The sequence below is a fragment of the Acidovorax sp. LjRoot74 genome (genome assembly GCF_964254355.1).
Lineage (GTDB): Bacteria > Pseudomonadota > Gammaproteobacteria > Burkholderiales > Burkholderiaceae_C > Acidovorax.
In genome coordinates, this window is sequence record NZ_CAXUTI020000001.1 from 93194 (window position 1) to 118896 (window position 25703).

At 67.6% G+C, this 25703-nt stretch carries 26 protein-coding genes; 20 read left to right on the forward strand and 6 right to left on the reverse strand.

From position 1 onward, the window contains the following. Nucleotides 1–19: 19 nt before the first annotated feature. On the reverse strand, nucleotides 20–613 hold the full coding sequence (locus ACSQ3O_RS00435; protein ID WP_436137458.1) for a Crp/Fnr family transcriptional regulator: 594 nt from the start codon (nucleotides 611–613) through the stop codon (nucleotides 20–22). Between the two features lie 158 nt (nucleotides 614–771). On the opposite strand from ACSQ3O_RS00435, the gene mnmG reads away from it, so the two are divergent. The 15 genes from mnmG to ACSQ3O_RS00510 all read left to right on the forward strand — a co-directional run bounded on the left by mnmG (nucleotide 772) and on the right by ACSQ3O_RS00510 (nucleotide 14726). Continuing rightward, nucleotides 772–2757, forward strand: coding sequence for a tRNA uridine-5-carboxymethylaminomethyl(34) synthesis enzyme MnmG (gene mnmG / locus ACSQ3O_RS00440; RefSeq protein ID WP_436137459.1), 1986 nt, complete (start codon nucleotides 772–774; stop codon nucleotides 2755–2757). Then, nucleotides 2754–3437: a 16S rRNA (guanine(527)-N(7))-methyltransferase RsmG gene (gene rsmG, locus ACSQ3O_RS00445; protein ID WP_436137460.1), complete on the forward strand. Its 684-nt coding sequence runs from the start codon at nucleotides 2754–2756 to the stop codon at nucleotides 3435–3437. The genes mnmG and rsmG overlap by 4 nt, the downstream gene beginning before the upstream one ends. Before the next feature lie 118 nt (nucleotides 3438–3555). Beyond that, nucleotides 3556–4170 carry a LysE family transporter gene (locus tag ACSQ3O_RS00450; protein ID WP_436137461.1) on the forward strand — a complete coding sequence of 205 codons (615 nt, stop codon included), beginning with the start codon at nucleotides 3556–3558 and terminating at the stop codon, nucleotides 4168–4170. A 24-nt stretch (nucleotides 4171–4194) separates the two neighbouring features. Continuing rightward, nucleotides 4195–5007, forward strand: a complete 813-nt coding sequence (locus tag ACSQ3O_RS00455) for a ParA family protein (RefSeq protein WP_137747379.1) — start codon at nucleotides 4195–4197, stop codon at nucleotides 5005–5007. Nucleotides 5008–5041: 34 nt separating this feature from the next. After that, nucleotides 5042–5584, forward strand: coding sequence for an RBBP9/YdeN family alpha/beta hydrolase (locus ACSQ3O_RS00460; RefSeq protein WP_436137462.1), 543 nt, complete (start codon nucleotides 5042–5044; stop codon nucleotides 5582–5584). A 62-nt stretch (nucleotides 5585–5646) separates the two neighbouring features. Beyond that, entirely contained in the window at nucleotides 5647–5856 is a 210-nt protein-coding gene (locus ACSQ3O_RS00465; RefSeq protein WP_436137463.1) for a hypothetical protein, read from the forward strand. 25 nt (nucleotides 5857–5881) lie between these two features. Then, nucleotides 5882–6178 (forward strand): cupin domain-containing protein, encoded by a 297-nt coding sequence (locus tag ACSQ3O_RS00470; protein ID WP_436137464.1) that lies wholly within the window; start codon nucleotides 5882–5884, stop codon nucleotides 6176–6178. 43 nt (nucleotides 6179–6221) lie between these two features. After that, nucleotides 6222–7148: a ParB/RepB/Spo0J family partition protein gene (locus tag ACSQ3O_RS00475; protein ID WP_436137465.1), complete on the forward strand. Its 927-nt coding sequence runs from the start codon at nucleotides 6222–6224 to the stop codon at nucleotides 7146–7148. Between the two features lie 239 nt (nucleotides 7149–7387). Next, complete coding sequence (locus ACSQ3O_RS00480; protein ID WP_436137466.1) at nucleotides 7388–8722, forward strand: hypothetical protein; 1335 nt, start codon at nucleotides 7388–7390, stop codon at nucleotides 8720–8722. A gap of 19 nt (nucleotides 8723–8741) precedes the next feature. After that, complete coding sequence (locus ACSQ3O_RS00485) at nucleotides 8742–9488, forward strand: class I SAM-dependent methyltransferase (protein WP_298451318.1); 747 nt, start codon at nucleotides 8742–8744, stop codon at nucleotides 9486–9488. 321 nt (nucleotides 9489–9809) lie between these two features. Continuing rightward, a complete protein-coding gene (locus ACSQ3O_RS00490; RefSeq protein ID WP_436137467.1) occupies nucleotides 9810–11348 on the forward strand; it encodes a COG3014 family protein in 1539 nt (512 codons plus the stop codon). Nucleotides 11349–11383: 35 nt separating this feature from the next. Further along, the gene (locus ACSQ3O_RS00495) at nucleotides 11384–11791 is read left to right on the forward strand and encodes a YcfL family protein (RefSeq protein WP_063462219.1); all 408 of its coding nucleotides are present in this window, start codon (nucleotides 11384–11386) and stop codon (nucleotides 11789–11791) included. A 42-nt stretch (nucleotides 11792–11833) separates the two neighbouring features. Beyond that, complete coding sequence (gene lpoB, locus ACSQ3O_RS00500; protein WP_137747371.1) at nucleotides 11834–12451, forward strand: penicillin-binding protein activator LpoB; 618 nt, start codon at nucleotides 11834–11836, stop codon at nucleotides 12449–12451. A gap of 193 nt (nucleotides 12452–12644) precedes the next feature. After that, nucleotides 12645–13607 (forward strand): hypothetical protein, encoded by a 963-nt coding sequence (locus tag ACSQ3O_RS00505; RefSeq protein WP_436137468.1) that lies wholly within the window; start codon nucleotides 12645–12647, stop codon nucleotides 13605–13607. A gap of 6 nt (nucleotides 13608–13613) precedes the next feature. After that, nucleotides 13614–14726 (forward strand): alpha/beta hydrolase, encoded by a 1113-nt coding sequence (locus tag ACSQ3O_RS00510; protein ID WP_436137469.1) that lies wholly within the window; start codon nucleotides 13614–13616, stop codon nucleotides 14724–14726. Here ACSQ3O_RS00510 and ACSQ3O_RS00515 read toward each other — a convergent pair. The 3 genes from ACSQ3O_RS00515 to ACSQ3O_RS00525 form a co-directional block, all read right to left on the reverse strand. After that, complete coding sequence (locus ACSQ3O_RS00515; protein WP_436137470.1) at nucleotides 14704–15336, reverse strand: flavin reductase family protein; 633 nt, start codon at nucleotides 15334–15336, stop codon at nucleotides 14704–14706. The two genes, ACSQ3O_RS00510 and ACSQ3O_RS00515, sit on opposite strands and share 23 nt — an antisense overlap. 157 nt (nucleotides 15337–15493) lie before the next feature. Beyond that, nucleotides 15494–17074 carry a hypothetical protein gene (locus ACSQ3O_RS00520; protein ID WP_436137471.1) on the reverse strand — a complete coding sequence of 527 codons (1581 nt, stop codon included), beginning with the start codon at nucleotides 17072–17074 and terminating at the stop codon, nucleotides 15494–15496. Between the two features lie 45 nt (nucleotides 17075–17119). After that, the gene (locus ACSQ3O_RS00525; protein WP_436137472.1) at nucleotides 17120–18061 is read right to left on the reverse strand and encodes an AraC family transcriptional regulator; all 942 of its coding nucleotides are present in this window, start codon (nucleotides 18059–18061) and stop codon (nucleotides 17120–17122) included. Between the two features lie 65 nt (nucleotides 18062–18126). Between ACSQ3O_RS00525 and ACSQ3O_RS00530 the strand changes: the two genes are divergently transcribed. The 3 genes from ACSQ3O_RS00530 to ACSQ3O_RS00540 all read left to right on the forward strand — a co-directional run bounded on the left by ACSQ3O_RS00530 (nucleotide 18127) and on the right by ACSQ3O_RS00540 (nucleotide 20316). Next, the gene (locus ACSQ3O_RS00530) at nucleotides 18127–19398 is read left to right on the forward strand and encodes an MFS transporter (protein ID WP_436137473.1); all 1272 of its coding nucleotides are present in this window, start codon (nucleotides 18127–18129) and stop codon (nucleotides 19396–19398) included. 62 nt (nucleotides 19399–19460) lie between these two features. Next, the gene (locus tag ACSQ3O_RS00535; RefSeq protein ID WP_137747364.1) at nucleotides 19461–19700 is read left to right on the forward strand and encodes a helix-hairpin-helix domain-containing protein; all 240 of its coding nucleotides are present in this window, start codon (nucleotides 19461–19463) and stop codon (nucleotides 19698–19700) included. A gap of 103 nt (nucleotides 19701–19803) precedes the next feature. Further along, entirely contained in the window at nucleotides 19804–20316 is a 513-nt protein-coding gene (locus tag ACSQ3O_RS00540; protein WP_436137474.1) for a DUF1993 domain-containing protein, read from the forward strand. Between the two features lie 42 nt (nucleotides 20317–20358). Here the strand turns inward: ACSQ3O_RS00540 and ACSQ3O_RS00545 are convergent, their stop codons facing one another. Continuing rightward, nucleotides 20359–20820 carry an Lrp/AsnC family transcriptional regulator gene (locus tag ACSQ3O_RS00545; protein WP_298452050.1) on the reverse strand — a complete coding sequence of 154 codons (462 nt, stop codon included), beginning with the start codon at nucleotides 20818–20820 and terminating at the stop codon, nucleotides 20359–20361. Between the two features lie 236 nt (nucleotides 20821–21056). Here ACSQ3O_RS00545 and ggt point away from each other — a divergent pair, with 236 nt between their 5' ends. Then, on the forward strand, nucleotides 21057–22934 hold the full coding sequence (gene ggt / locus ACSQ3O_RS00550; protein ID WP_436137475.1) for a gamma-glutamyltransferase: 1878 nt from the start codon (nucleotides 21057–21059) through the stop codon (nucleotides 22932–22934). A gap of 83 nt (nucleotides 22935–23017) precedes the next feature. Here the strand turns inward: ggt and ACSQ3O_RS00555 are convergent, their stop codons facing one another. Next, a complete protein-coding gene (locus tag ACSQ3O_RS00555) occupies nucleotides 23018–23977 on the reverse strand; it encodes a LysR family transcriptional regulator (protein ID WP_298451367.1) in 960 nt (319 codons plus the stop codon). A 159-nt stretch (nucleotides 23978–24136) separates the two neighbouring features. Here ACSQ3O_RS00555 and ACSQ3O_RS00560 point away from each other — a divergent pair, with 159 nt between their 5' ends. Further along, a complete protein-coding gene (locus ACSQ3O_RS00560; RefSeq protein WP_436137476.1) occupies nucleotides 24137–25546 on the forward strand; it encodes a hypothetical protein in 1410 nt (469 codons plus the stop codon). The last annotated feature ends 157 nt before the right edge of the window (nucleotides 25547–25703 follow it).

A 25703-nucleotide genomic window follows, 5' to 3' on the forward strand; every position in this document is an offset into this window, starting at 1 on the left:
AAGGCCCGCGCCTCGCGCCTTATCCTTTGATAAGCCCCATCTCGCTGCGAAGGCGCGACAACGAGACATCCGTGACGCCCAGGTACGAGGCCAGGTGCTTGAGTGCGATGCGCTCGGCCCAGTCCGGGTGCTGCTCCAGCAGGTGGACGTAGCGCTGGCGGGCGCTGAGCTGCAGGAACTTCTGCTCGCGCTGCATCTTGCCGTCGAGCAACGCGCACAGCACCCGGTGCTCCAGCGCAGCCCACGGGGCCCAGCCCACACTGGGGAGTGGAGCATCTGCATCAGCGGGGAAGGGCAGGGTCCACACCACGCTGTCTTCCAATGGTTCCACGTGAAACATCACCGGCTGCTGGCGCAGTGTGGGGGTGATGGGCCAGCACAGCGCGCCGTCCAGAAAAAAGTTCTTGTTGGACTCCGCCCCGTCGCGGTCCAGGTAGTACAGCCGCAGCGCGCCACGCTCCACCCACCACAGGTGCCGCCAGTGTTCGCCTGCATGCAGCAGGGGCTGGCCGCGCTCGAACACGCGCCGTTCGGCGCTGGCCCACCAGGTGCCGATGGCCTCTGGTGGGGGGCCGAGCAACTGCGTCAGAAACAGGGGGAGAGAAGGGGGCACAGACACAGCCTTCGCAAAGTGGGAAAATCGCGGGTTGCCTGCTGGGGCGCCATGTGCGCCCACCCTCAGCAGGGCCGGTGTGCAGCACTTCGGGCAGAGGGTGCCTGCGCGCGCTGGATATTTTGATTGTCGGGCCGCCAGGCCCCGGAGTGTTTCCCATGTTGTACCCCCAGGAATTTGATGTGATCGTTGTCGGCGGTGGCCATGCAGGCACCGAGGCCGCGCTGGCCGCTGCGCGCATGGGCAGCAAAACGCTGCTGCTGACCCACAACATCGAGACGCTGGGGCAGATGAGCTGCAACCCCAGCATCGGCGGCATCGGCAAGGGCCACCTGGTGAAGGAAGTGGATGCGCTGGGCGGCGCCATGGCCCTGGCCACGGACGAGGGAGGCATCCAGTTCCGCATCCTCAACAGCTCCAAGGGCCCTGCGGTGCGGGCCACGCGGGCGCAGGCCGACCGCATTCTGTACAAGGCCGCCATCCGCCGCATGCTGGAGAACCAGCCCAACCTGTGGCTGTTCCAGCAGGCAGTGGACGACCTGATGGTGGAGGGCGACCGCGTGGTGGGCGCCGTGACGCAGGTGGGCATCCGCTTCCGCTCGCGCACGGTGGTGCTCACCGCAGGCACCTTCCTGGACGGCAAGATCCATGTGGGCCTGAACAACTACGCTGCGGGCCGGGCAGGGGACCCGCCCGCCGTGTCGCTGTCGGCACGCCTCAAGGAGCTGAAGCTGCCCCAGGGGCGCTTGAAGACTGGCACGCCCCCGCGCATCGATGGGCGCAGCATCGACTTTTCGAAGTGCACCGAGCAGCCCGGCGACGGCATGCCCGGCGGCGTGAACGAGGGCACCGTGCCCGTGTTCAGCTTCATGGGCAATGCCGCCATGCACCCCCAGCAGGTGCCCTGCTGGATCACCCACACCAACGAACGCACACACGAGATCATCCGCAGCGGCTTTGACCGCAGCCCCATGTTCACCGGCAAGATCGAGGGCGTGGGCCCGCGCTATTGCCCGAGTGTGGAAGACAAGATCAACCGCTTTGCCGACAAAGACAGCCACCAGATCTTTCTGGAGCCCGAAGGCCTGACCACGCACGAGTACTACCCCAACGGCATCAGCACCAGCCTGCCGTTCGACATCCAGTACGACCTGGTGCGCAGCATGCCGGGGCTGGAAAACGCACACATTCTGCGCCCCGGCTACGCCATCGAATACGACTACTTTGACCCGCGCTCGCTCAAGAGCAGCTTCGAAACGCGGCAGATCCAGGGCCTGTTCTTTGCTGGGCAGATCAACGGCACCACCGGCTACGAAGAGGCGGCCGCGCAGGGCCTGTTTGCGGGCATCAATGCTGCGCTGCAGTGCCGGGGAGATGCGCCCTGGCTGCCCGGCCGGGACGAGGCCTACCTGGGCGTGCTGGTGGATGACCTGATCACCAAGGGTGTGACCGAGCCCTACCGCATGTTTACCAGCCGGGCCGAGTTCCGCCTGCAGCTGCGGGAGGACAACGCGGACATGCGCCTGACCGAAGTGGGGCGCCAGATGGGCCTGGTGGACGATGCGCGCTGGGATGCTTTCAGCCGCAAGCGCGATGCGGTTTCACTTGAAACAGAACGCCTGAAGGCCACCTGGGTGAACCCGCGCAACCTGCCCGCGGCGGAATCCGAGCGCGTGCTGGGCAAGAGCATCGAGCACGAGTACAACCTGTTCGAGCTGCTGCGCCGCCCGGATGCGAGCTACGCCAACCTGATGTCCATGGACGGCGGCAAGTACGCATCGGCCGATGTTTCACGTGAAACCCTGGGCGACCTGAGCGCATCGGTGCTGGAGCAGGTGGAGATTGCCGCCAAGTACGCGGGCTACATCGACCGCCAGAAGGGCGAGGTGGAGCGCGCCGCGCATTTCGAGAAGCTGCGCTTGCCGCCCGACCTGGACTACATGCAGGTCACGGCCCTGAGCATCGAGGCACGCCAGGTGCTCAACCGCCATCGGCCCGAGACCCTGGGCCATGCCTCGCGCATCACGGGCATCACGCCCGCGTCGATCTCGCTGCTGATGGTGCATTTGAAGAAGGGCGGGTTCAAGGAATTTGCCGTGGCCCCGGCAGCGCCCGCCAAGGCAGAAGGCGAAGTGGCGGCATGACGATGGCGGTGAATACCCACTACGACAGCCTGCGCCAGCAACTGCAAGCTGGGGCCGATGCCCTGGCGCTGGGCTTGAGCGATGTGCAGGTCGGGCTATTGATGGATTTTCTGGCGCTGCTGCAGAAGTGGAACAAGGTCTACAACCTGACGGCCGTGCGCGACCCGCAGGAGATGATGACGCACCACCTGCTGGACAGCCTGGCCGCCGTGGCGCCGCTGCGCAGGCATGTGGCGGGCCTGCAGCAGGGCGGGGTGGCGGCGGTGAAGCTGCTGGATGTCGGATCGGGCGGCGGCCTGCCCGGCGTGGTGTTTGCCATCTGCTGCCCCGAGGTGGATGTGAGCTGCGTGGACACCGTGGGCAAGAAGGCGGCCTTCATCCAGCAGGCGGCGGTGGCGCTCAAGCTGCGCAACCTGCACGGCGTGCATGCGCGGGTCGAGACGCTGACCACACCGTTTGACCTCATCAGCTGCCGCGCGTTTGCCTCGTTGCCGGACTTTGTCACCTGGTCGCGCAGCGCACTGGCCGCGCCCCATGGCGTGTGGCTGGCCATGAAGGGCAAACACCCCGAGGATGAAATCGCCGCGCTGCCTGCGGATGTGGCGGTGTTTCACGTGGAACAGCTCACTGTGCCGGGCCTGGATGCGGAGCGCTGCATCGTCTGGATGAAGCCGGTCTGATGGCCCGCGTGCTGCGGTGCCGACTTTTCAGCGGCTGGGGCAGGGTGGTCGCGTAAACTCGGCTCCTCACTTCGGGGCGTCCCTCACTGCCCCCACCCCCAGCCCACCGGGAGAAACCATGTTCGGCATCGCAGACTACGGCGCCTTTGTCGCTGCCATTGTGTTGTTCCTGCTCATCCCAGGCCCTGGCAATCTGGCGCTCATCACTTCCACCAGCAAGGGCGGCATCCGGGGCGGGTTGGCCGCCACCATGGGCGTGATTGCGGGCGACCAGGTGCTGATGTGGGCGGCGGTGGCGGGCGTGGCCACGCTGCTGGCCACGTACCCGGCGGCCTTCAACGCCGTGCAGTGGCTGGGCGCGGCCTACCTTGCGTGGCTGGGCTTCAAGATGGTCACGGCCAAGCCGGGTGCCCAGCCCATCCTGAACATTGAGCCGCGCCACTATTTCAAGCAGGCCGGGCTCATCACCTTGCTCAACCCCAAGGCCATCGTGTTCTACATGGCATTCTTTCCGCTGTTCGTGGACCCAGCCCGGCACCAGGGCATGCTGACCTTTGGCGTGATGGCAGCCACGGTGGCGGCATTGACGTTTCTCTATGGCCTGACCGCCGTGCTGCTAACCCATCACCTGGCCAAGCGCATGCGCGCCAATCCGCGCATCGGCCGCGCGCTGGAAAAGATTGCGGGCGTCTTCCTGATCGGCTTTGGCATCAAGCTGGCCATCTCCAAATAACACCACACGAACTGCAGCACCCACATGGCCAAGATCTTTTGCGTTGCCAATCAGAAGGGTGGGGTGGGCAAGACCACCACCACTGTCAACCTTGCCGCCGGCCTGGCCAAGATCGGCCAGCGCGTGCTGATGGTGGACCTGGACCCGCAGGGCAACGCCACCATGGGCTCGGGCGTGGACAAGCGCAGCCTCGACCTCACGGTGTACGACGTGCTGCTCGAATCCGCTTCGGTGAAAGAGGCGGCGGTGCTGTCGGACAAATGTGGCTACTGGGTGCTGGGCGCCAACCGCGAGCTGGCGGGTGCCGAGGTGGAACTGGTGACGCTGGAGCACCGCGAAAAGCGCCTGAAGGCCGCGCTGGCTGAGGCGGATGCCGACTTCGACTTCGTGCTCATCGACTGCCCGCCGTCGCTCTCGATGCTCACCCTCAATGGCCTGTGCAGCGCCCACGGCGTGATCGTGCCCATGCAGTGCGAATACTTCGCGCTCGAAGGGCTCACGGACCTGGTCAACACCATCAAGCAGGTGCATGCCAACCTCAATGCCGACCTGCAGATCATCGGCCTGCTGCGCGTGATGTTCGACCCGCGCATCACGCTGCAGCAGCAGGTGAGCGACCAGCTCAAGGGCCACTTTGGCGACAAGGTGTTCAACAGCGTGATCCCGCGCAACGTGCGCCTGGCCGAGGCGCCCAGTTATGGCTTGCCCGGTGTGGTGTTCGACCCGGCCGCCAAGGGCAGCCAGGCGTTTGTCGAGTTTGCCGAGGAGATGGTCGAGCGCGTGAAAAACATGCCTGCTGCAGCCTCTTCCATGGCCAAAATGCCTGCTTCCGCCTGATGGATAAGCGCTAATAGCTATTAAATTGATAGTAATGAAGCCCGCCACCATCCTGCTGCTGCCCGGCTGGCAGAACTCCGGCCCTGACCACTGGCAAAGCCGCTGGGAGGCCCGCCACGGCGACCAGCGCGTCGAGCAGCACGACTGGATGCGCCCGCTGCGCGGCGACTGGTCGGCGCGCCTGGAAGAGACCGTGGCCGATGCCGAGGGCCCGGTGGTGCTGGCAGCGCACAGCCTGGGCTGCATCCTCACGGCCTGGTGGGCGGCGCACACCCGCCACGCGGCCAAGGTGCGCGGCGCGCTGCTGGTGGCGCCGGGCGATGTGGAGCGGCCCGACCTGGCCGCGCAGATCCACGGCTGGGCACCCATTGCGCGCCAGCCTTTGCCTTTCCCGGCCGTGCTGGTGGGCAGCCGCAACGACCCGTACTGCAGCTTCGAGCGCGCCGAGGGGCTGGCGCAGGCCTGGGGCGCGCGGTTGGTGAACTATGGCGAGCGCGGGCACATCAATGCCGAATCCGGGCTGGGCGACTGGGACGAGGGGCGGGGCTGGCTGATGCAGCTCGCCACCCCGGCATGAGCCGCTGGGCTTTTTGGCGCAAGCGCCCGCCAGCGGGAGGGGCAGCGCAGAGCCAGGCTCCCATGGCTCGGCGGCGTCCTGTCGATCTCTACGTGCCGCTCGATGCACTGCACATCGTGCTGGCTTGGCTGCTGCCCAGTGGGGCGGTGGTGGTGGGCGCGCTCGGGCAGTTCATGCTGGCCTTGGTGCTGCTCACTGTGGCCTTCGGTGTGTGGTTGCGCCTGTGGCGCAGCCGCAAAAAGCGCCGTGCCATGGGCCGTGCGCCGCGTTGACAACCCCCTGTACCGTTTCGCATCCATGTCCAAAATCTCTCTCGCGGCCATTGCCGACCAACTGCCCCGCGCCTGGAACTCCACCGTGGTGGGCCGCGCTGCGGGCGCCAACCTCACGGTGCTGCGCATGGACGACGCGGCCTATCCCGACGAATCGCACGACTTTGACGAGGCCCTGCTGGTGCTGGATGGCTGCATGCGCCTGGACCTGCAAGGCCAGGTCACCGAGGTGAACGCAGGCGAGGTGTTCATCGTGCCCGCAGGCGTGCCCCACGCCGTGGCGCCCGGCAGCCACGGCACGCTGGTCATCATCGACCGCTGAAGATTTCCCTCTCCCCATTCCCTTTTCGAGAAGAAGACATCGCATGGTCACCAAAAAACCCAAGGGCCTCGGCCGAGGCCTGGAGGCCCTGCTGGGCCCCAAGGTCGAAGACAAAGTGGAGCAGGCCCAGGCTGCCGAAGCAGGCCTGCCCAGCAGCCTGCCGCTGTCCGAACTGGTGCCGGGTGTGTACCAGCCGCGCACGCGCATGGACGAGGGCGCGCTGTATGAGTTGGCCGAAAGTATCAAGGCCCAGGGCATCATGCAGCCCATCCTGGTGCGGCGCCTGGTGGATGGCGAGCATGCGGGCAAGTACGAAATCATTGCGGGCGAGCGGCGTTTTCGGGCCTCGCGCCTGGCGGGCCTGGCCGAGGTGCCGGTGCTGGTGCGCGACGTGCCCAACGAGTCTGCGGCTGCGATGGCGCTCATCGAGAACATCCAGCGCGAAGACCTGAACCCGCTGGAAGAAGCCCAGGGCCTGCAGCGTCTGGTGCGCGAATTTGGTCTCACGCACGAGCTGGCCGCGCAGGCCGTGGGCCGCTCGCGCAGCGCCGCCAGCAACCTGCTGCGCCTCTTGAACCTGGCTGAGCCGGTGCAGACCATGCTCATGGCGGGCGACATCGACATGGGCCATGCGCGCGCGCTGCTGGCGCTGGACCGCGCCGCGCAGATCACGGCGGGCAACCAGATCGCGGCCAAGAAGCTGTCGGTGCGCGAGGCCGAGGCGCTGGTGAAAAAGCTCAGCGCCGAGTTCAGCCTGGTGCCCCAAAAGCCCAAGAAGGAAAAGTCGCGCGACTTGAAGCGCGTGGAAGAAGAGCTGTCGGACCTGCTCATGGCCGAGGTCGAGGTGCGCGTGAAAAAACGCGTCAAGCGCCATGGCCGGGTGGAGGACATGGGCGAGCTGGCGATCCAGTTCGGGTCGCTGGAGGCGCTCAACGGGCTGATCGACCGCCTGCGGGGCGAGAAGGTGTGAACGAACCCCGCACCGTGGGCGCCGCTTCTGTTGCGGCGCAACCATGCGTGAAATAGCGCACGGAAACGGTTTCCAGCCGTAACTTGCGCAGGCAAAATGCGTCTGTGCGGGGCCTACACTGCGCTGCGTTCAACACACCCGGGTTGACCGCAAGGCCTCTTGACAGGGCGGCGACAATGCCGCGCTGCGGCCCACGATGGTTTGCCGGGTGATTCCTGTATCTCCTGGAACAGACCACCATGACCTCTTTGCGCTTTGTCCTGACCCCCGCCTGCCTGGCCGTTGGCCTGAGCATCGCCAGCCTGGGCGCCCAGGCCCAAAACACCAAAACCCCCAAGGTCCAGCTGTGGATGGACCTGTCCACCGGCACCATGGCGGGCATGCCCGAGATGGACAGCCTGCCCGGCGGCGGCGGCATGCTCGGCGGCCTCATGGGGGGCGGCGCGCAGGGCAGGGCAGGCAACGGCAACACCGCCTATGGCCATGCCCGCGCCATGTCCGTCATGCCGCCGCGTGTCATCGACATCGCCCTGCACAACAGCTTGCGTCCCGGCGTAGAAGCCAGCCAGGCCATCCCGCCCGGCATGCGCATGGGTGAATCCCTGCCGCTGATCCCGCCGCGTGCCCAGCCCACCCAGACCGAGCCCGGTGACGTGCCGCAGGAATACCAGCAGCACCAGCCCAAGGGCCGCATCCTGCTGTACTGGGGCTGCGGCAGTGCGGTGCGTGCGGGCCAGCCGCGCGTGATCGACCTGGCGCGCGCCAAGCCAGCCGACTACGCCCAGGCCTTTGCAGGCCGCGCCGTGCCCGACCGGGGGCCGCGCGTGGGCCCGGCCTATGCGCTGTACCCCAACGAACGCAACCAGGTCAGCCTGTCGCGGGACAGCTCGGTGGTGGGCGACCACCAGGTGCGTGGCGACGGCGTACCTGCCTCCATGAAATTCACGCTGGGCGCGGCGCAGGACCTGATGCCCGCCATCGACCTGCGCACCACCGGCAAGCCGCAGGACAGCATGGGCACCAGCTGGCAGCCCGTGCGCAATGCGCGTGCCTACTACCTGCATGCCATGTCGCAGAACGGGGACGACCTCATCATGTGGTCCAGCGCCGAAACGCCCGACACCGGCATGGGCCTGTTCGACTACCTCTCGCCCGCCACCATCGACCGCTGGCTCAAGGAGCGCGTGCTGCTGCAGCCCGAGACCACGCAGTGTGCGATTCCTCAAGGCATCTTCGCGGGCGGGCGCGATGCCACGCCCATGCTGCGCATGATGGCCTACGGGGGCGAAAGCCACATCGTGTACCCACCCCGCCCGGCCGACCCCAAGGCCGCGTGGGAGCCCGAATGGTCGGTGCGCGTGCGTGTGAAGTCGCACACCATGGCCATGCTGGGTGAGGAGATGCAGGGACAGCGCGGGGGCATGGGCGCTGCCGCCCCGGCGGGCGCCGGTGGCGGAGCTTATTCGAGCGGCATGGGCAGCGGCCAGACCGCAGGCGGCGCGCCGTCGGATGGGGGCACCCCTGGCGAGGTGGTGAACCCCGTCAACCTGCTGCGCGGCCTGTTCGGTCGCTGATCCAGAAAGAACACACCCCATGCTCGCCCTGCGCATGCCCTGGCCCTTGCCCGCGCTGATGGCGTGGGCGGGTGCGTGGCTGATTTTTGTTGCGCTGCAACGCGCTGCCGTGCCGCCCGTGGGGGCCCTGCTGGCCGCCTGCCTGCTGGGTACGGCCGCCAGTGTGCTGGGTGGCAGCTGGTGGCGGCGGGGGTTGATTGCGGCGGGGTTCCCCTTGTCGCTGGCGCTGCTGGGGGCGGCCAGCCTGCCCACCTGGGCGTGGCTGGTGCCGCTCGCGCTGCTGTTGCTGGTGTACCCGCTCAACGCGTGGCGCGATGCGCCGCTGTTCCCCACTCCACGCAACGCGCTGCAGTCCCTGGCCGTGCAGGCGCCGCTGCCGCTGGGTGCGCGCGTACTCGATGCGGGCTGTGGCCTGGGCGATGGTCTCAAGGCCTTGCGCCACGCCTACCCTGCGGCCCAGCTGGAAGGGCTGGAGTGGAGCTGGCCACTGCGCCTGCTGTGCGCCTTGCGCTGCCCGTGGGCCCGGGTGCAGCGTGCCGACATGTGGAAGGCCGACTGGAGCACCTACCAGATGGTGTACCTGTTCCAGCGGCCCGAGAGTATGGCCCGCGCGGCTGCCAAGGCCCAGGCCGAGCTGGCGCCCGGCGCATGGCTGGTGAGCCTGGAATTCGCTGTGCCTGGCTGGTTGCCCAGCGCCCAGCTGCGTGCGCCCGGTGGGCGTGTGGTGTGGCTGTACCGCATGCCACTGAACCGCGTGGAGGGCTGAGATGCACCACGCCCTGCTTTTGTTTCAGCCTGTGTCCCAGGCACCGAACGGTTACAGAAAAGATACAAGCTTTTGCTACATTGCGCGGCTGGCTACAACCCCATACACAACAACCAAGAAACTCACAGCCAGAGGGGGTCGCACACAGCACGTATCCGCGCCGGGAGGGGGCGCACGGGCTGCCAGCACCCGCCTTGACCGGACTTCCACCACGCACGCCGTATGCACAGAACCCTCCCTTGGGCGGGGTTGTTGTGCGGCTGCGCGTGGGAAGCGCGGGGTGTTTCTGGTGAGCAACCGACCGATCTGCAAGGAGCATCCATGACCGCCCACCCATCCCGTTTCCGTCCGCGCCTGCTGTGGGTGCTGGCGCTGAGCGCTGCCCTCACTGGCTGTGCCACCATGCAGAGCCACGACAAGCTGGCCACCGACATGCAGACCGCCGGCCGCTCGGGGGGCATTCCTGCTGCCATCGCCCAGCTCGAAAGCACGGCCAAGACCGAAGAAGAAAAGACAGCGCTGCTCTACAACATGGAACGCGGCGAACTGCTGCGCATGGACCGCCGCTACCCCGACAGCACAGACGCCTTCCTGCTGGCTGATAACAAGGTCAAGGAATGGGAAGAGACCGCCAAGACCAATCCCAGCAAGCTCATGGGCACCGTGGGTGCCGCGCTGATCAGCGAGCGCCTGAAGGTCTACGAAGGCCAGGACTACGAAAAGGTGTGGGTGACCACGCGCCTGGCGCTCAACCGCATGGCCGTGGGCGACTTTGAAAACGCCCGCGTGGACATCAAGCGCACGCACGAACGCGAAGCCATCATTGCCGAGTTCCGCGCCAAGGAAACCCTGGCAGCTGAAGAAGAAGCCAAGTCCAAGGGCGCCACGTCCGGCGGCAAGGAACTGAACGGCTACCCCGTCGAGACGCTCAACGACCCCGAGGTGCTGGCGCTCAAGAACGGTTACCAGAACGCGCTCAGCCACTACCTAGCCGGTTTCCTGTACGAAATGCTCAACGAGCCCGGCCTGGCCGCGCCCGGCTACCGCAAGGCGATTGAACTCAAGCCCGAAACGGCCGTGCTCGAAGAAGGCCTGCGTGGCCTGGACAACCGCACCGGCTTCACCTGGAAGCGCCGCCAGCGCATGACCGACGTGCTCTTCATCGTCGAAGCCGGTGACGCCCCCGCGCGCAAGCCCAAGGCCTTCACCATCCCCGTGCCCACCGGGCGCGGCCTGGTCACGGCCAGCATCTCCTACCCCGTGATCGAGCCTTCCAAGGATGCGCTGCTGACCACCATTTCTGCGGCAGGCACCGACCTCAAGCTCGAAAAAGTGGTGGACGTGAACGTGATGGCGCGCCGCGCGCTCAAGGATGAAATGCCCGGCATGGTGCTGCGCGGCTTCACCCGTGCGGTGGCCAAGGGTGTGCTGCAGAACGAGCTGCAAAAGCGTGGCGGCCTGATCGGCGGCATCATCGGCGCGGCCGCCTCGGTGGCCACCGAGCAGGCCGACGACCGCATGTGGCGCATGTTGCCCGGCCGCGTGTATGTGGCCCGTGGTTACCTGCCGCCCGGCGAACACCTGGTGAGCGTGAACGGCCGCCAGCTGCCCCAGCCCATCAAGATCGACGGCCAGTACGCCCTGGTGCCCCTGCGCATGTACGACAACAGCGTGCTGACCGGCGACGTGGCCATGCTGGGCCAGTTGCCCACCGTGGCCGCTGCGCCCCAGCCTGCCCCCGCCGCAGCGGCGGCACCCGCTGCCCCGGTGCGCACCACTAACAACAACCGCACCCGCCCCGTGCCCGCGTCTACCGTCAAGCCCACGGCAGCCCAGCCCGCAGCGGCCGCCAAGAACTGATCCCTGTTTCCGACCCCATTCAAGGAGCCTTCGGTATGAGAAACCGTTTTGTCCCCGCCGCGATCCCCACCGTGCTGTGCGCGGGCCTGATCGCCCTGGCCACCAACGCCAGCGCCCAGCTGCATGACCCAGCCACCCCGCTGGCTGTGGCCTCCAAGGTCGCCCTGCGTGGCGAAGCCAACAGCATCGCCGTGCGCGAGATGCGCATCGTGCGCAAGAACGACATCCTGGTGGTGCAGGCCGACATGGCCAACATGGGTCGCACCGACCGCACCGTGTTCTACCGCTTCAAGTGGCTGGACAACGTGGGCAACCAGGTGGGCGATGGCGAGTCCTGGAAGCAGATGAGCGTGCTCGGCCTGGGCCAACAGACCGTCAAGAGCGTGGCGCCCACGTCTGCGGCTGTCGATCTGCGCCTTGAGATGAATGTGGAGCCGCGCTGATCGCGCCGCCCACCCCGATTGTTGAGTGAGGAGTTGAAAACCATGACCACCCAGAACCGTATCCAGCGCACCGCGCTTGTCCTGGCCCTCGCGGCCGGCACCCTGGCCCTGTCGGCCTGCCAGAACCTGTCGTCCCCTACCGTGCGTTTTGACCGCCAGGTCAACTACGGCGACGCCAAGGCCGTCGAGCTGGTGACCAACGAATTCGGCTCCACCGACCTGCAGATGATTGCCGAGAAGATGACCGGCGGTTTGCTCGAAACCGGCATCTTCCAGGGCCGCCCCACGGTGACGATCTCCACTGTCAAGAACAAGACCAGCGAGTACATCGACACCACCAACGTGATGAACTCGATCCAGACCTCGCTGGTCAAGTCAGGCAAGGTGCGCTTTGTGCGTTCCATCAACGAGATGCAGGCCGGCGTGGACGAGCTGCAGCGCCAGAACCAGAGCGGCCTGTACAAGCAGGGCACCACCGCCAAGGTCGGCCAGATGACCGCCGCCAAATACTCCATGGAAGGCGAGCTGACCAGCATCGTCAAGCAGAACAACGCCACCAAGGACGTGTACTACAAGTTCACGCTCAAGCTGTTTGATGTGCAGGAAGGCACGATCGAATGGCAGGACGAGAAAGAAATCAGAAAGACAAGTAAGCGGTGACATCCCCCTGAGGCGCTGCGCGCCTTCCCCCTTCTCTCGGCTTCGCCGGGAAGGGGGACGCCGCCAGTGCGGCGGGGCGGCCCTTGCACGGCGCCCGCTGGCCTGCGGCCGCTCCAGTTTCGAAGGATGTCGGTGCTGAGGCGACATCGCTCGATGAATTCATGACTTTCCGTTAGCTCACAAGGAGCACACCATGCAACGCAGAATTACCCTCCACGCGGCCCTGGCCGTGATTGCGGCCACCACGCTGGCCTGGGGCACGGGCGCACAGGCACAGCAGCCCGGCGCCGCACCCAAGATCGCCGTGACCGACCTGGCCTACGCCCAGCGCGTGTCCGAATACTTCATGGCCGGTACCTACCAGCGCAGCAGCCAGATGAGCGCCCAGGGCAGCCAGGGCGGTAGTCACAGCCACGGCATGTACGGCGGCGGGGGCTCGTACTCGGGCCAGCAGTCCATGCAAGCGTCCGAACAGGCCAGCGGCACGTATGTGGCAGGCCGCTACAGCTACATCGAACAGCGCGAGCTGGGTGGCTACACCAACGACATCAAGGGCGCCATCCTGCAAGGCACCTACTTCCGTCTGATCCAGGGCAAGGGCTTTGACGCGGGCAAGCCCCAGCCCTCCAAGGCCGAGCAGGTACTCAACCAGGTGCAGGGCGGCAAGATGGCCACGCCCCAGGCGCAGCCCCAGGTGGCCGACGTGATCAGCCGCATCAAGAAGGGCGAGTTCAACGGCGCCGACTACGTGCTGTTTGGCGTGGTGTCGAGCATCGATTTCACCGACGCGCTCTCGCCCCTGCAAGGCACCACCAGCGCCACGCGCCAGTATGGCCTGCAGCTGCTGGCCGACTTCTCGCTCATCAACACCAAGACCTACGAGATCAAGGCCGCGTTCTCCGCCCAGGGCGAAGGCAACGACACCAAGATCCTGTCGATCCGTGGTGACATCGCCCCCCCCAACCGCGCCAAGGTGATGCGCGAAACCTCGCTGTCGCTGGCGCAGGACGTGTACCAGCAGCTCGCCGGGCAGCTGGGTTACACCGATGCCAACCTGGCGCGCGGCGTGCGCCCGCCTCCGGTGTACCAGCAAGGTGGCCAGCCCATGCCCATGCCGCAACCCCAGCAGCCCGAGCAGGTGCTGATCCTCAAGTAAGCCCCAGTGCGCGCCGCTGTGCACCCCCAGCCCCTGCGGGCCGTGGCCTGTGCGGTGCGGCCCCTCTCCAAGGCCAGCCCCCCGCTGGCCTTTTTTGCGTCTGCCGCCCTGGCACTGCTGCTGACCGGTTGCTCGGCCCCGCACCCGCCCACGGACCTGGTCGCTGCACCGGCAGCCCCGCCGGTGCCTGCCACCACGCAGGGCGCGGCACCGGGCGCGGAGTTCGGTGTGCGGACCTTGCCGGGTGCGGGCGGCGCCACGCTCCAGGCCCTGCAACGTGGTGAACGCGCAGCGCCCCTGCGCTACCGCGTGATCGTCATCCCTGGCTCGGGCTGCGCGGGCATGGGCCCGATCGCCGAACGCTACTTTGCCGGCCTGCTGCACGCGCAGGTGCTGGTGCTGCACAAGCCGGGGGTAGACCCCGGAGCCCACACCGCCCCCGCCGACTGTCCGCACCGCTTTGTCTCGCGCGACCGGCATTCCACCTGGCTCGCACACGCCCGCGCGGCCCTGCGTGCGGATGTCCTCTCGCGCCAGGGACAGCCCGCGCTGCCGCAGCTGCTGGTGGGCATTTCCGAAGGGGCAGAGCTGCTGCCTGCACTGGCACCCGAGGTTCCACAGCTCGCAGGCCTGGTGCTCATCGGCGCGAGTGGGCTGGACCCGCAGGAGGCTGGGGCATTGCAGGCCCGCCGACAGGGCGTGCAGGGCGACTGGGCCGCGCTGGGCCAGATCTCGGCGGGTGCTCCGCACGACAGCGTGGTGGTGCAGGGGCGCAGCCTGGGTTACTGGCGCGACCTGTGGAACTGGCCGCTGACCCTGCCTCTGCTGCAAGGCCCCTGGCCGCTGCTGCAGGTGTGGGGCAGCGACGACGCGCTGGTGCCCGCCGTGGCCTACGCCCGTTTTGCGGAGCTGGCCGCCTTGCGCACCGCGCCCTACTGCGCCCGGCGCATCGACGGTGCCGACCACGGCCTGCAGCGCGCCGCCGCAGGGATGGACGGCGTGCAGCAGGTGTGGGCCTGGACCGAGCAATGGGCCCGTCAACCGGCTGCCGGGCTGTGTGCGCCGCTGCGGCTGTTGCGAGAGCCGCAGCAGGCCCCTAGCGCGGCCGGTACATCCTGAACAACTGCTCCTGCCCCACCGTGAAATAGTCCGCCGGGCCGCCGCCGCGCAGGATGTGCCCTGCGTTGGCGGTGTCGTACACACCGTTTTTCAGCAGTGCGGTGTCGATGTGCACGGCCACCACCTCGCCCAGCACCAGCCAGGTGTCCACCTGGGCGCCATCCACACCCTGCAGCTGCAGGATCTGCGTGCTGCGGCATTCAAAGGTGACGGGGCTTTCGGCCACGCGCGGCGGGCGCACGCGCGTGGAGGGCAGGGGGGTGAGGCCGGTCAGGTCGAACTCGCTCACCTCGGGTGGCACAGCCGCGCAGCTCTGGTTCATCACCTCGGCCAGGTCGCGGGTGGCCAGGTTCCACACAAACTCGCCGGTGGCCTGCACGTTGCGCACCGTGTCCTTGTAGCCAATGCTGGCAAAGCCCACGATGGGCGGCACGTAGTTGAACGCGTTGAAGAAGCTGTAGGGCGCCAGGTTGGTGGCGCCGCTGGCGCTTTGCGTGGAGATCCAGCCAATGGGGCGCGGCCCCACGATGGCGTTGAACGGGTCGTGCGGCAGGCCGTGGCCCTGGCGGGGTTCGTAGCTGTGGAAGGTGCGTGCGGGCGGTGGGGTCATGGGGCTTTGTGGGCAGGGGCAGACAGCCAGTACCTTAGCGGCAGACGCCGCACGCTGCGGTCACGGGGGTATCAAGGCGCTCACTTTTTAATAGCTATTCACGCTTATTGGATGCGCGGAGAGGGCTTGTTGGAGTGCTGAAGCACCGTCCCTTGGCTCAGCGGGGCGGGCTGGGCGCAGCGCAGATGCCGGGGGTTGCGCGCGGCGGAACGGTGCACACCATGCGCAGCTGTGCGGAGAACGTGCCCTGGCCGATGCCGGAGCTCGACGCCGTCAACCAGGAGACCTGCTGGCGCACGCGCTCCAGCGCCGCGCGAACCTCCGCCTCGCTGCCGCTTCCCTCCAGCTCGACAAGCTGGCCGCGCTTGCCGTCGCGCAGCACCAGCTTGGTCAGCGTCACCCCGTTGCCCAGCACCGGGCGCAGCGCGTCTTCCACCTGTTGTTGGGTGTAGGCGCTGCCCGTCGCTGGCAGGCACACGCTGCGGTCGCCCGGCGCCGCGCACAGAAAGGTGACGAGCACGCGGTAGGCCACCTGGTCAGCCTCGCGCCGGACCCAGGCCACCTGCGAATTGCGCACCTCGCCCGAGCGCTCCAGCGCCTGTGCCCACTCGCGCACGGCCGCGTCATCGGGTGCGCGGCCTTCCAGCGCCGCGCCGTCCTTCCACAGGTCGATCTTGCCCAGGGTCACACCGCGTGGCAGCAGCGGCTGCAGCACGTCGCTGATCCGCTGGCGCGGCGAGACGGGCTCACCGCTGGCAGCCTGCGCGCCCGGGGGAGGCGGAGCGCCAGGGTCGGGCGTCGGCAGTACCGGCCGGGGGCCGGCAAGGCCCATCACCTCCTGTTGCAGCGCGCGGGTTTCATCCCGCAGGGCGCTGGTCAGGGGCATGGGGTTCACGCGGCCCGCAGGCACTTTGAGCGCGCTGACGGGGCCATCGATCCAGATCGGGTATTCCAGTGCGATCTTGCCCGGCGCGCTGGCTGGCTGGTAGTAGCCTGCTTCTGTGTCTGCGCCAATGCGGATGGAAAACCGGGCCCGGGTGGTGGTGGCTGACACGCCCACGTGGCGCGCATCCATGTCGTGGAACAGCAGCGCTGTGCTGCGTTGGGAGCTGGCCAGCTGCAGCCACTGGACCTGCCCTGTACCACCCGCCACCACCGATGCGTTCGAGCTCATGCTCAGCAGGCCCAGGCGCGCCTGATGGAACCACAGCTTCATGCCGTGGCTGGGGTTCAGGCTCATGCGCAACACCGGCAGGTCCACCCGGTCAAACAGCACCTTCAGGTTGTCACCGCGCAGCAGCATGTCGTGGGCTGTAGCCAGCTGCAGCGTGAAACACACGGCAGCGTTGTCAGCGCCCACGCGCGGGATGGCCGACGTGCCCTGCGCGGCGCTGATCGTCACGTCGTACGGCCGGGGGCGGCTGCCACCCTGGCGGTCCGCACTGTAGGTGGTGTCGGCGATCTGGAACGTCCCCCGCCCGAGGAACAGCCGGTTCTCCGCACCCGACACCACGCGCACCGTGCAGTCGTTGGCGATGATGTGCACATGCCGCAAGTTTCCCAGCCGGCCCGTGTTCGGGTCCCAGGGGCGCTCACGCGCGTCGCGCAGCAGGTTGGCGCGTTCGATCAGCGTGTCGGGTGTGACGTCCAGCGGCGCGGCGTGGGCCGGCGCAAGGGGGGCGCACACCAGCGCGACCAACACCAGGGAACGAATGCGTGGAGTGCGAAGGGGTGTCATGTTGTCCCATGGTACTGACGCACGGGCACCCTGTACTCACCTCCCTCACTGCGGCACCGGCTGCTGCTGCCCCAGAAACCGCCCTGGCGGCTGTCCCACCGATTTGCGCACCATGGCGCTGAAGGCGCTGGCGCTGTAGCCCAGCTCGGCGGCGATCTGGCCCATGGGCATGCGCCCAGCGGCCAGCGACACGGCCTTGGCCAGGATGACTTGCTGGCGCCACTGGGTGAAGGTGCTGCCCAGTTCGGAGCGGAACAGGCGCGCCACGGTGCGGGGGCTGGCGCCCGTGTCCTGCGCCCAGTCGGCCAGGGTGTCGTGGCGCGTGGGGTCGGCCAGCACGGCTTCGCAGAGGTGGCGCAGGCGCTTGTCCTGGGGCAGGTCCACGCCCAGCTTCACGGCGGCGGCGCGGGCCAGTTCGCCCCTGACCAGGGCGCTCAAATGCTGTTCGCGCCGCAGGTCTGTGGGGCTGATTGCGGGGCCGCCGTCGGGCGCGGTGGGCATCTCGCGCACCAGGGCACGTAGCAGGTCAGACACCTCCAGCACGCGGCACTGGCGCCAGGCGTCTTCGTGGTCGCGTGGCACGCCGGGGCCGCAGCGGCCCCGGGGCTGGTGGAAGTACAGCGTGCGCAGGTCGGCGTCTTCCACCATGGTCACGGCGTGTTCCACGCCGGGCGGAATCCACAGCGCGCGCGAAGGGGGCACGATGTAGGTGCCGTGGTTCACCGTGAGCCGGATCACGCCCGTGGTCGATATCGCCACCTGTGCCCAGGGGTGGCTGTGCGGCATCACCTGCGTGTCGGCGGCCAGCCAGCGCAGCTTGGCGCGCACCGGGCGCGCGGCGGTGGGCACAAACAGCTCGGGCGTGAGCGAATCCACATACGACATTCCGCGCGGCTTGCCAGCGGGCGCACGGGGCACGACCTGGGCCGCAAAATGCTCCACCCCCGGTTCGGCGGGCGATGCGTGGTCGGTGGGCGGGTTTGGCATGTTTGCGATAGAAGTTGTCTGCCTATCGTAAACCTGCCGAGGCCATGCTGCCTAAGATCAAGCCCATGACTGCTTCTTCCTCCAGCACCCTCGCCAACCCTGTCCCCTTGCGGCAGGACGCCCGCACCATTGGCCTCATCGGCCTGGCCCACGGCAGCTCGCACTTCTTTCACATGCTGCTGCCGCCGCTGTTTCCGTGGCTGATCGGCGAGTTCGGCTTCAGCTATTCCGAGCTGGGCCTGTTGGTGTCGGTGTTCTTCGTGATTTCCGGCGTGGGCCAGGCGCTGTCGGGTTTCATCGTGGACCGCGTGGGCGCGCGGCCGGTGATGTTTTTTGCGCTGTCGAGCTTTGCGGCCGCGGGCCTGGCAGCGGGCACGGCGCAGGGCTACACGGGCCTGCTGCTGGCGGCGGCATTGGCCGGGCTGGGCAATGCGCCGTTCCACCCGGTGGACTTCACCATCCTGAACAAGCGCGTGTCGCCGCAGCGCCTGGGGCATGGTTTTTCGGTGCACGGCATCAGCGGCAACCTGGGCTGGGCCACGGCGCCGGTGTTCATGGCGGGCATTGCCACGGCCACGGGCTCGTGGCGCACGGCCTGCCTGTGCGGGGGGCTGTTGGCCCTGGTGGTGCTGGCCATCATGGTCTGGAACCGCGACGCCATTGACGACCGGCAGGGCAGCTGGGCACACCAGGCCAAGGGCGGGGCAGGGGCGGCCGCCAAGCCCGAGCATCCCATGGCCTTCCTCAAGCTGCCTTCGGTGTGGCTGTGTTTCTCGTTCTTCTTCTGGAGCACCTGTGCGCTCAGCGCCATCCAGAGTTTTGCCAGCCCCGCGCTGCAGTCCATGTACGGCCTGCCGCTGAGCATCACGGCCATGGTGGTCACGGGCTACATGCTGTGTGGCGCGGCGGGCATGCTGGTGGGCGGTTTTCTGGTGGGCCGCGTGCAGCGGCTGGAGAAGATCATTTCGGTGTGCCTGATGGGGTCGGCTGCGCTGCTGGCGGTGGTGGGCCTGGGGCTGCTGCCCGGCATGGCGGCGGTGGTGGTGGCCTCGGTGGCGGGGCTGGGCACGGGCCTGGCGGGCCCCTCGCGCGACATGCTGATCAAGCGCGCCGCGCCCCCCGGCGCCACCGGCCGGGTGTATGGCACGGTGTATTCGGGGCTGGACCTGGGCTTTTGCCTTGCAGCCCCCGCATTTGGCGCCATGCTGGACCATGGCATGACCTCGGGCATCTTCTACGGCTCGGCCTTCACGCTGGTGCTGAGCGTGGTGTCGGCAGCGCTGGTGGGGGTGGGCGTGGCGGCACGGGCCGCGCGGCCCCTGGCAACGCCCGCCTGAGGAACGCTGGACGGTTCACGGGCACGTCCGCTGGGTTGGCCTGGCTCCTGCATACTCGGACCATGCCATTTCCTATCGAAGAACGCCGCGCCCTGCTCAATGTGAAGGGCGTGGGACCGACCGTCGTCACCCGGCTGGAACAGATGGGCTTTGAATCGCTGGCGCATCTGGCCAAGGCCAATGCCCTGGACATTGTGTCCACGGCCTCGGCGATGGTGGGCTCCACCTGCTGGAAGAACAGTCCCCAGGCCCGTGCTGCCATTCAGGCGGCCATTGCACTGGCCCAGTCGCGGCCTGCTTGACCTTTCTGCTGCAAGCCTGGGTCGGGTGTGTTGCAATGCGGCCCGACGGTGGGCCCCAAGCGCCCCCGGCTGCTTGCCTCACACCACTTCCAGGACCTCCCCCATGACCTCGCCCATCTACAACGCCAGCATCCCCGTGTTCCGCCAGATGCTGGGCTCGCTCAAAGACATCCTCGCCCAGACCGAGGCCCACGCCACGGCGCGCAAGATTGAGCCGGACGCGCTGCTGCAAGCCCGGCTGTTCCCCGACATGTTCCCCCTGGCACGCCAGGTGCTGATTGCCTGCGACTTCGCCAAGGGCGTGGCCGCGCGCCTGGCCGGGGTGGAGGTGCCATCCTTCCCCGACACCGAGCGCCCCGGCTTTGCCGAGCTGAACGAACGCATTGCCACCGTGCTGGCGTTTGTGGAGAGCCTGCCCGAGGCCGCGTTTGCCGAAGCCGCCACGCGCACCATCACCATCCAGCCCGGCACGCCGCGCGAAAAGCAGTTTGTGGGCGAGCACTACCTGCTGCACTACGGCCTGCCGCAGTTCTTCTTCCACGTGAATGCGACCTACGCCATCGCGCGCCACAACGGCGTGGAGCTGGGCAAGCGCGACTACATGGGCCAATACTGACCCTGACCTGGGCCTGCGCGCAGGTGACCGCCCTGGGGGCGGCTACTGCGCGTAGTTCAGCGGCAGTGCGGTGGTGAACTTGATCTCTTCCATCGCAAAACTCGAACTCACGTCGGACAGCGCCACGGCCTGCGTGAGCCGCTTGTAGACCGCGTCGTAGGCGCGGATGTCGGGCACCACCACGCGCAGCAGGTAGTCCACGTCGCCGCTCATGCGGTAGAACTCGACGATCTCGGGGATGCCCATCACCACGTCGCGCAGGGTCTCGAACCACTGCTGGTGGTGCTGGTTGGTCTTCATGGCCACGAACACCGTCACCCCCACATTGACCTTGCGCGGGTCCACCAGCGCCACGTGGCGCGTGATGTAGCCCTTCTCGCGCAGCCACTGGATGCGCCGCCAGCAAGGGGTGTTGGAGAGGTTCACCGCATCGGCCAGTTCGGCCAGCGGGGTTTCGGCGTCCTGCTGCAGCAAAGCCAGCAGCTGGCGGTCAATGGAATCCAGATTCAGTTTCACGGCGCATATGAAAAATCGTTTCTCGTATTTGGCGATAAGCCGGGCATAAAAGCAAAATGATTTTCATGTCCGTGTCACATACTGGACGGGCGTTTCTGGCACGGAATCTGCGGTCCATGTCCCGCAGTTCCGGGGCCTGGCACCCACTGTGGTGCGGCGTGCTCCGTGCCCCCCGTGGTCCGCGCTCACCTTTTCCTTTCCTTCTCTTCCAAGGACTTTCATCCATGACGGCTTCTGTCTTTCGACGCAAACCCTATGCCCTGGGCCTGAGCATCGCCGCGCTGGCCGTGCTGGCCGCCTGTGGGGGCAGCGATGGCCCCACCACCCCGGTGGCCACGCCCGAGCCCGTCGAGCAGTACGTGCCGCCCGAGCCGCCCTCGGGCTACACGCCCAAGACCATCAGCTACGCCAACAAGGACATGGTGGCGGCTGCCAACCCGCTGGCGGTGAAGGCGGGCGTGGACATTCTGGCCAAGGGCGGTACCGCTACCGATGCCGCCATTGCGGTGCAGATGGTGCTGAACCTGGTGGAGCCGCAGTCCTCGGGCATTGGAGGCGGCGCCTTCATGCTGCACTTTGACAAGGGCGCCAACAAACTGCTGGCCTACGACGGCCGCGAGACCGCCCCCAAGGCCGCCACGCCCGACCTCTTCATCGGTGCCGATGGCAAGCCCCTGGCGTTTCTGACGGCGGTGGACGGTGGCCTGTCGGTGGGCACGCCGGGCGTGCTGCGCATGCTCGAAGCGGCCCACAAGGCGCACGGCAAGCTGCCGTGGAAGGACCTGTTCGAGCCCGCCATCAAGCTCAGCGAAGACGGCTTTGCTATCTCGCCGCGCATGAGCGTGTCGATCGCCGGGTCGGCCGCGCGCATCAAGGCCCAGGGCGAGCCCGGCGCCAGCTACTTCCTCAACGCCGACGGCACGGCCAAGGCGGCGGGCACGCTGCTCAAGAACCCCGAGCTTGCAGCCACCCTCAAGGCCATTGCGGCAGGTGGTGCCGACGCGTTCTACAAGGGCGACATTGCCAAGGACATCGTGGCCAAGGTCAGCAGCCACCCCACCAACCCCGGCAAGCTCGCGCTGGACGACCTGAGCAGCTACACCCACAAGGTGCGCGAGCCCGTGTGCGGCGTCTACCGCGTGTTGTACCGCGTGTGTGGCATGCCCGCGCCCAGCTCGGGTGGCATTGCCGTGCTGCAGACCTTGGGCCTGCTGCAGGGCTTTGACCTGGCGGCCATGAAGCCCAACACGCTCGACTCGGTGCACGTGGTGTCCGAGGCCTACCGCCTGGCCTATGCCGACCGCGCCCTGTACGTGGCCGACCCCGACTTCGTGAGCGTGCCCCAGGCCGGCCTCATCAACGCCGACTACCTCAAGGAGCGCGCCAAGCTCATCAGCATGAGCAAAAGCATCGGCACGCCCGTGGCGGGCACGCCACCTGGCGTGAGTGGCGCCAAGGGCCTGGACAACTCGCTGGCCCTGCCATCGACCACCCACCTGTCCATCATCGACAACGCGGGCAATGCGGTGTCCATGACGACCACGATCGAAAACGGCTTTGGCAGCCTGCAGATGGTGCGCGGCTTCTTGCTGAACAACCAGCTCACCGACTTCTCCTTCACGGCCACCGACGCGGCGGGCAGCCCCATTGCCAACAGCGTGCAGCCTGGCAAGCGCCCGCGCAGCTCCATGGCGCCCACCATCATCTTCAATGCCGCCACGGGTGACTTGGAAGGTGTTGTCGGCTCGCCCGGCGGCAGCGCCATCATCCAGTACACCGCCAAGACCATCCTGGGCATGACCGACTGGGGCTTGAACGTGCAGCAGGCCATCAACCTGCCCAACTTTGGCGCGCAGACCAACGCCACCACGTCCATCGAAAAAGGCTCGGTGATCGACACCGCCGCCATCCGCGATGGCCTCAAGGCGCGCGGCCACACCGTGGCGCAGACCGACACCTTCACCAGCGGCCTGCACGGTGCGGTGTTCAACGGCCTGCGCTCCAACGGCAATGCGGGCCTGCTGTCACGCAACCCGGGCGCGGGCACCTATGCCGGTGGTGCAGACCCCCGCCGCGAGGGGATTGCGCAGGGCAACAACTGACCTGTGCTGGGGTGATGTTGTGATGATCGGCTGCCGCATCCGAACAGGTGTGGCGCCGATACAGGAAGAGGCTGCCAGGGGGACTACCGGGCAGCCTTTTTTTGTGGGGGCTCCGTGACCACCGCCGGGTGTGGCTCGTCCGCCAGCGTGCGCAGCAGGGTGGTGAACGTGGCCGTGGGGCCCACGTTGTCCTCGGCGCGGTAGACCAGGGTCAGCGGCACGTCCAGCCGCCCGCCATCCACCAGCGGGCGGTAGGCAATCGCGTGGCGGTGCACGCCCAGCATGGACGACGGCACCACGGAAATGCCCGTGCCCGCCGCCACCAGGTTCAGGTTGGTCAGCATGCGCGCCACCTCGGCCACCACGCGGGGGCGCACGCCCTGCTCGGCGCACAGCGCCAGCAGGTTGGCGTACAGGCCGGGTGCGCCGGGGCGGCGCACCAGGATCATGGGCTCGCCCTCCAGGTCGGCCATCTCAACAGGCAGCGGCCTGCCGCGCCGCTGGCGCAGGGCCAGCGGGTGGTCGATGGGCAGGGCCACCATGGCGGGCTCGTGCTGCAGCGTGTCGAACACCAGGCCCGCCGGCCGCGCCACGGGCACACGCAGCAGGCCACAGTGCAGGCGGCCATCGGCCACGGCCTCGGTGATTTCGGCGGCGTTGTTCTCGCCAATCTCCAGCACCAGGCCAGGGTGGCGTGCGCGGCATGCGCGCAGGGCGAACGGCGTGAACTCGTGGGCGGCGGCCGAGCTGGTGAAGGCGATCACCAGCCGCCCCGTCTTGCCCTCGGCCAGCAGCTGCATGCGGCTTTGCAGCGCGTCGAAGTCATGCACCAGGCGGGTGGCGTCGGCCTGCAGCGCCTGCCCCGCTTCGGTCAGGGTGACGCCCTTGGCATGGCGCTTGAACAGCGCCATGCCCAGCGTGTTTTCAAGCGCCTTGATCTGCTGGCTGAGCGGCGGCTGGGCCATGCCCAGCAGCTCGGCCGCGCGGGTCATGTGCCCGGCGTCGGCCACGGCCAGAAAGTAGCGCAACTGGCGGATGTCCATGTCAGTGCCTGCGGGTGGCTCGGGAGGTGGTCATATGCGAATCGTATCGCCAGGGCCAATTTTGCCTATTTGACGTATTGAGATCCGGTTTCTACGATGCAGCGGCATCCGGTAACGCACCACACAGACATACATAACTTCTCAGGAGACACATCCCCCATGACCGCCCCGCAACCCCATTCCCTCCGGCCCCCCCGGCCCAGCCTGGCCCTGGCGGGCCTCGCCTGCCTCGCGGTGGCCGCCTGCGCGCCCATGGTGCCGACCCGTGCACCCGCAGCCAGCGCGGCTGCTGCCAAGGCCGAGGCCGCCCCTGTGGCGGCGGCCTGCCCCAAGGACCTGGCGCCCATTGCCCGCTGTCTCTCGGGCCAGGATTCGGCCGGGGCCTACTACCTCATCGCCATCCCGCAGAAGTGGAACGGTCACCTGGTGCTGCACGCGCACGGCGGGCCCGCGCTGGGTGCGCCCAAGGCCGAGCGGGCGGTGGAAGACCTGGAGCGCTGGTCCATCATGGTCCGCGCGGGCTATGCCTGGGCGGGCAGCACCTTCCGCCAGGGCGGGGTGGAAGTGCGTGCAGCGGCTGAGGACACCGAGCGCCTGCGCCAGATTGTTGTGCAGCATGTGGTGCAGCCGCAGCGCACCATCCTGCACGGCCAGTCCTGGGGCGCCAGCGTGGCGGCCAGGGGGGCCGAGATGTTCCAGCGCACGGCCGATGGCAAACGTCCGTACGACGTCGTGCTGCTCACCAGTGGCGTGCTCGCGGGCGGCAGCCGCTCGTACGACTTCCGCACCGACCTGCGCGTGGTCTACCAGTACCTCTGCAACAACCACCCCCGCCCCACCGAGGCGCAGTACCCGCTGAACATTGGCCTGCCTGCCGATGCGGCGATGACGCAGGCCGACCTGGCGGCACGCGTGAACGAATGCCTGGCCCTGAACAAGCCGGTGGCCGAGCGCACGACCGAGCAGCAGCGCAAGGTGCAGACGCTGGTGGACGTGCTGCGCATTCCGGCCAGCTCCATCCAGGGCCATATGAACTGGGCGACCTTCCACTACCGCGATGTGGTGCAGCACCGCACGGGGGGCGCTAGCCCCTTTGGCAACCGGGGCGCGGTCTACAAGGGCTCGCCAGACGATGCGGCGCTCAACGCGGGCGTGCTGCGCTACCGCGCCGATCCGCAGGCCGTGGCGCGATTTGCCGCAGACACGGACCCGACCGGCCAGATCCCCGTGCCCGTGCTCACCGTGAAGGGCGTGGACGACCCCACGGCCTTTGTCGAGCTGGACGCGCAGTTCAAGGCCACGATGGACAAGGCGGGCAGCGGCGCGCGGCTGGTGCAGACCTTCACGCGCCACAGCGGCCACAGCTACCTGAGCGACCCCACCTATCCCACGCTGATGGCGGCGCTGCTGCGCTGGGTGAATGAAGGCGAGGGCGCCAAGCCCACGCCCGCAGGCATTGCTCAGCAATGCGCTGCCTACGAGGCCGAATTTGGCAAGGGCTGTGCCTTTTTGCCCACCTATGTGCCCGCACCGCTGGCCAGCCGGGTGGTGGACCGCGAACGGCCATGACGCCACAGGGCCGAAAAGTCTGCTGTTGATCCCCTGCGCGATCGCAAGCAGGCCCTGAGGGCCCACCCGTAGCCCCCAAAACAAAAGGGCCCTGCGTTTCGGCAGGGCCCTTTTTTGTGTTTGCTATTAAATATATAGCTGCATTCGCTTGATGGTC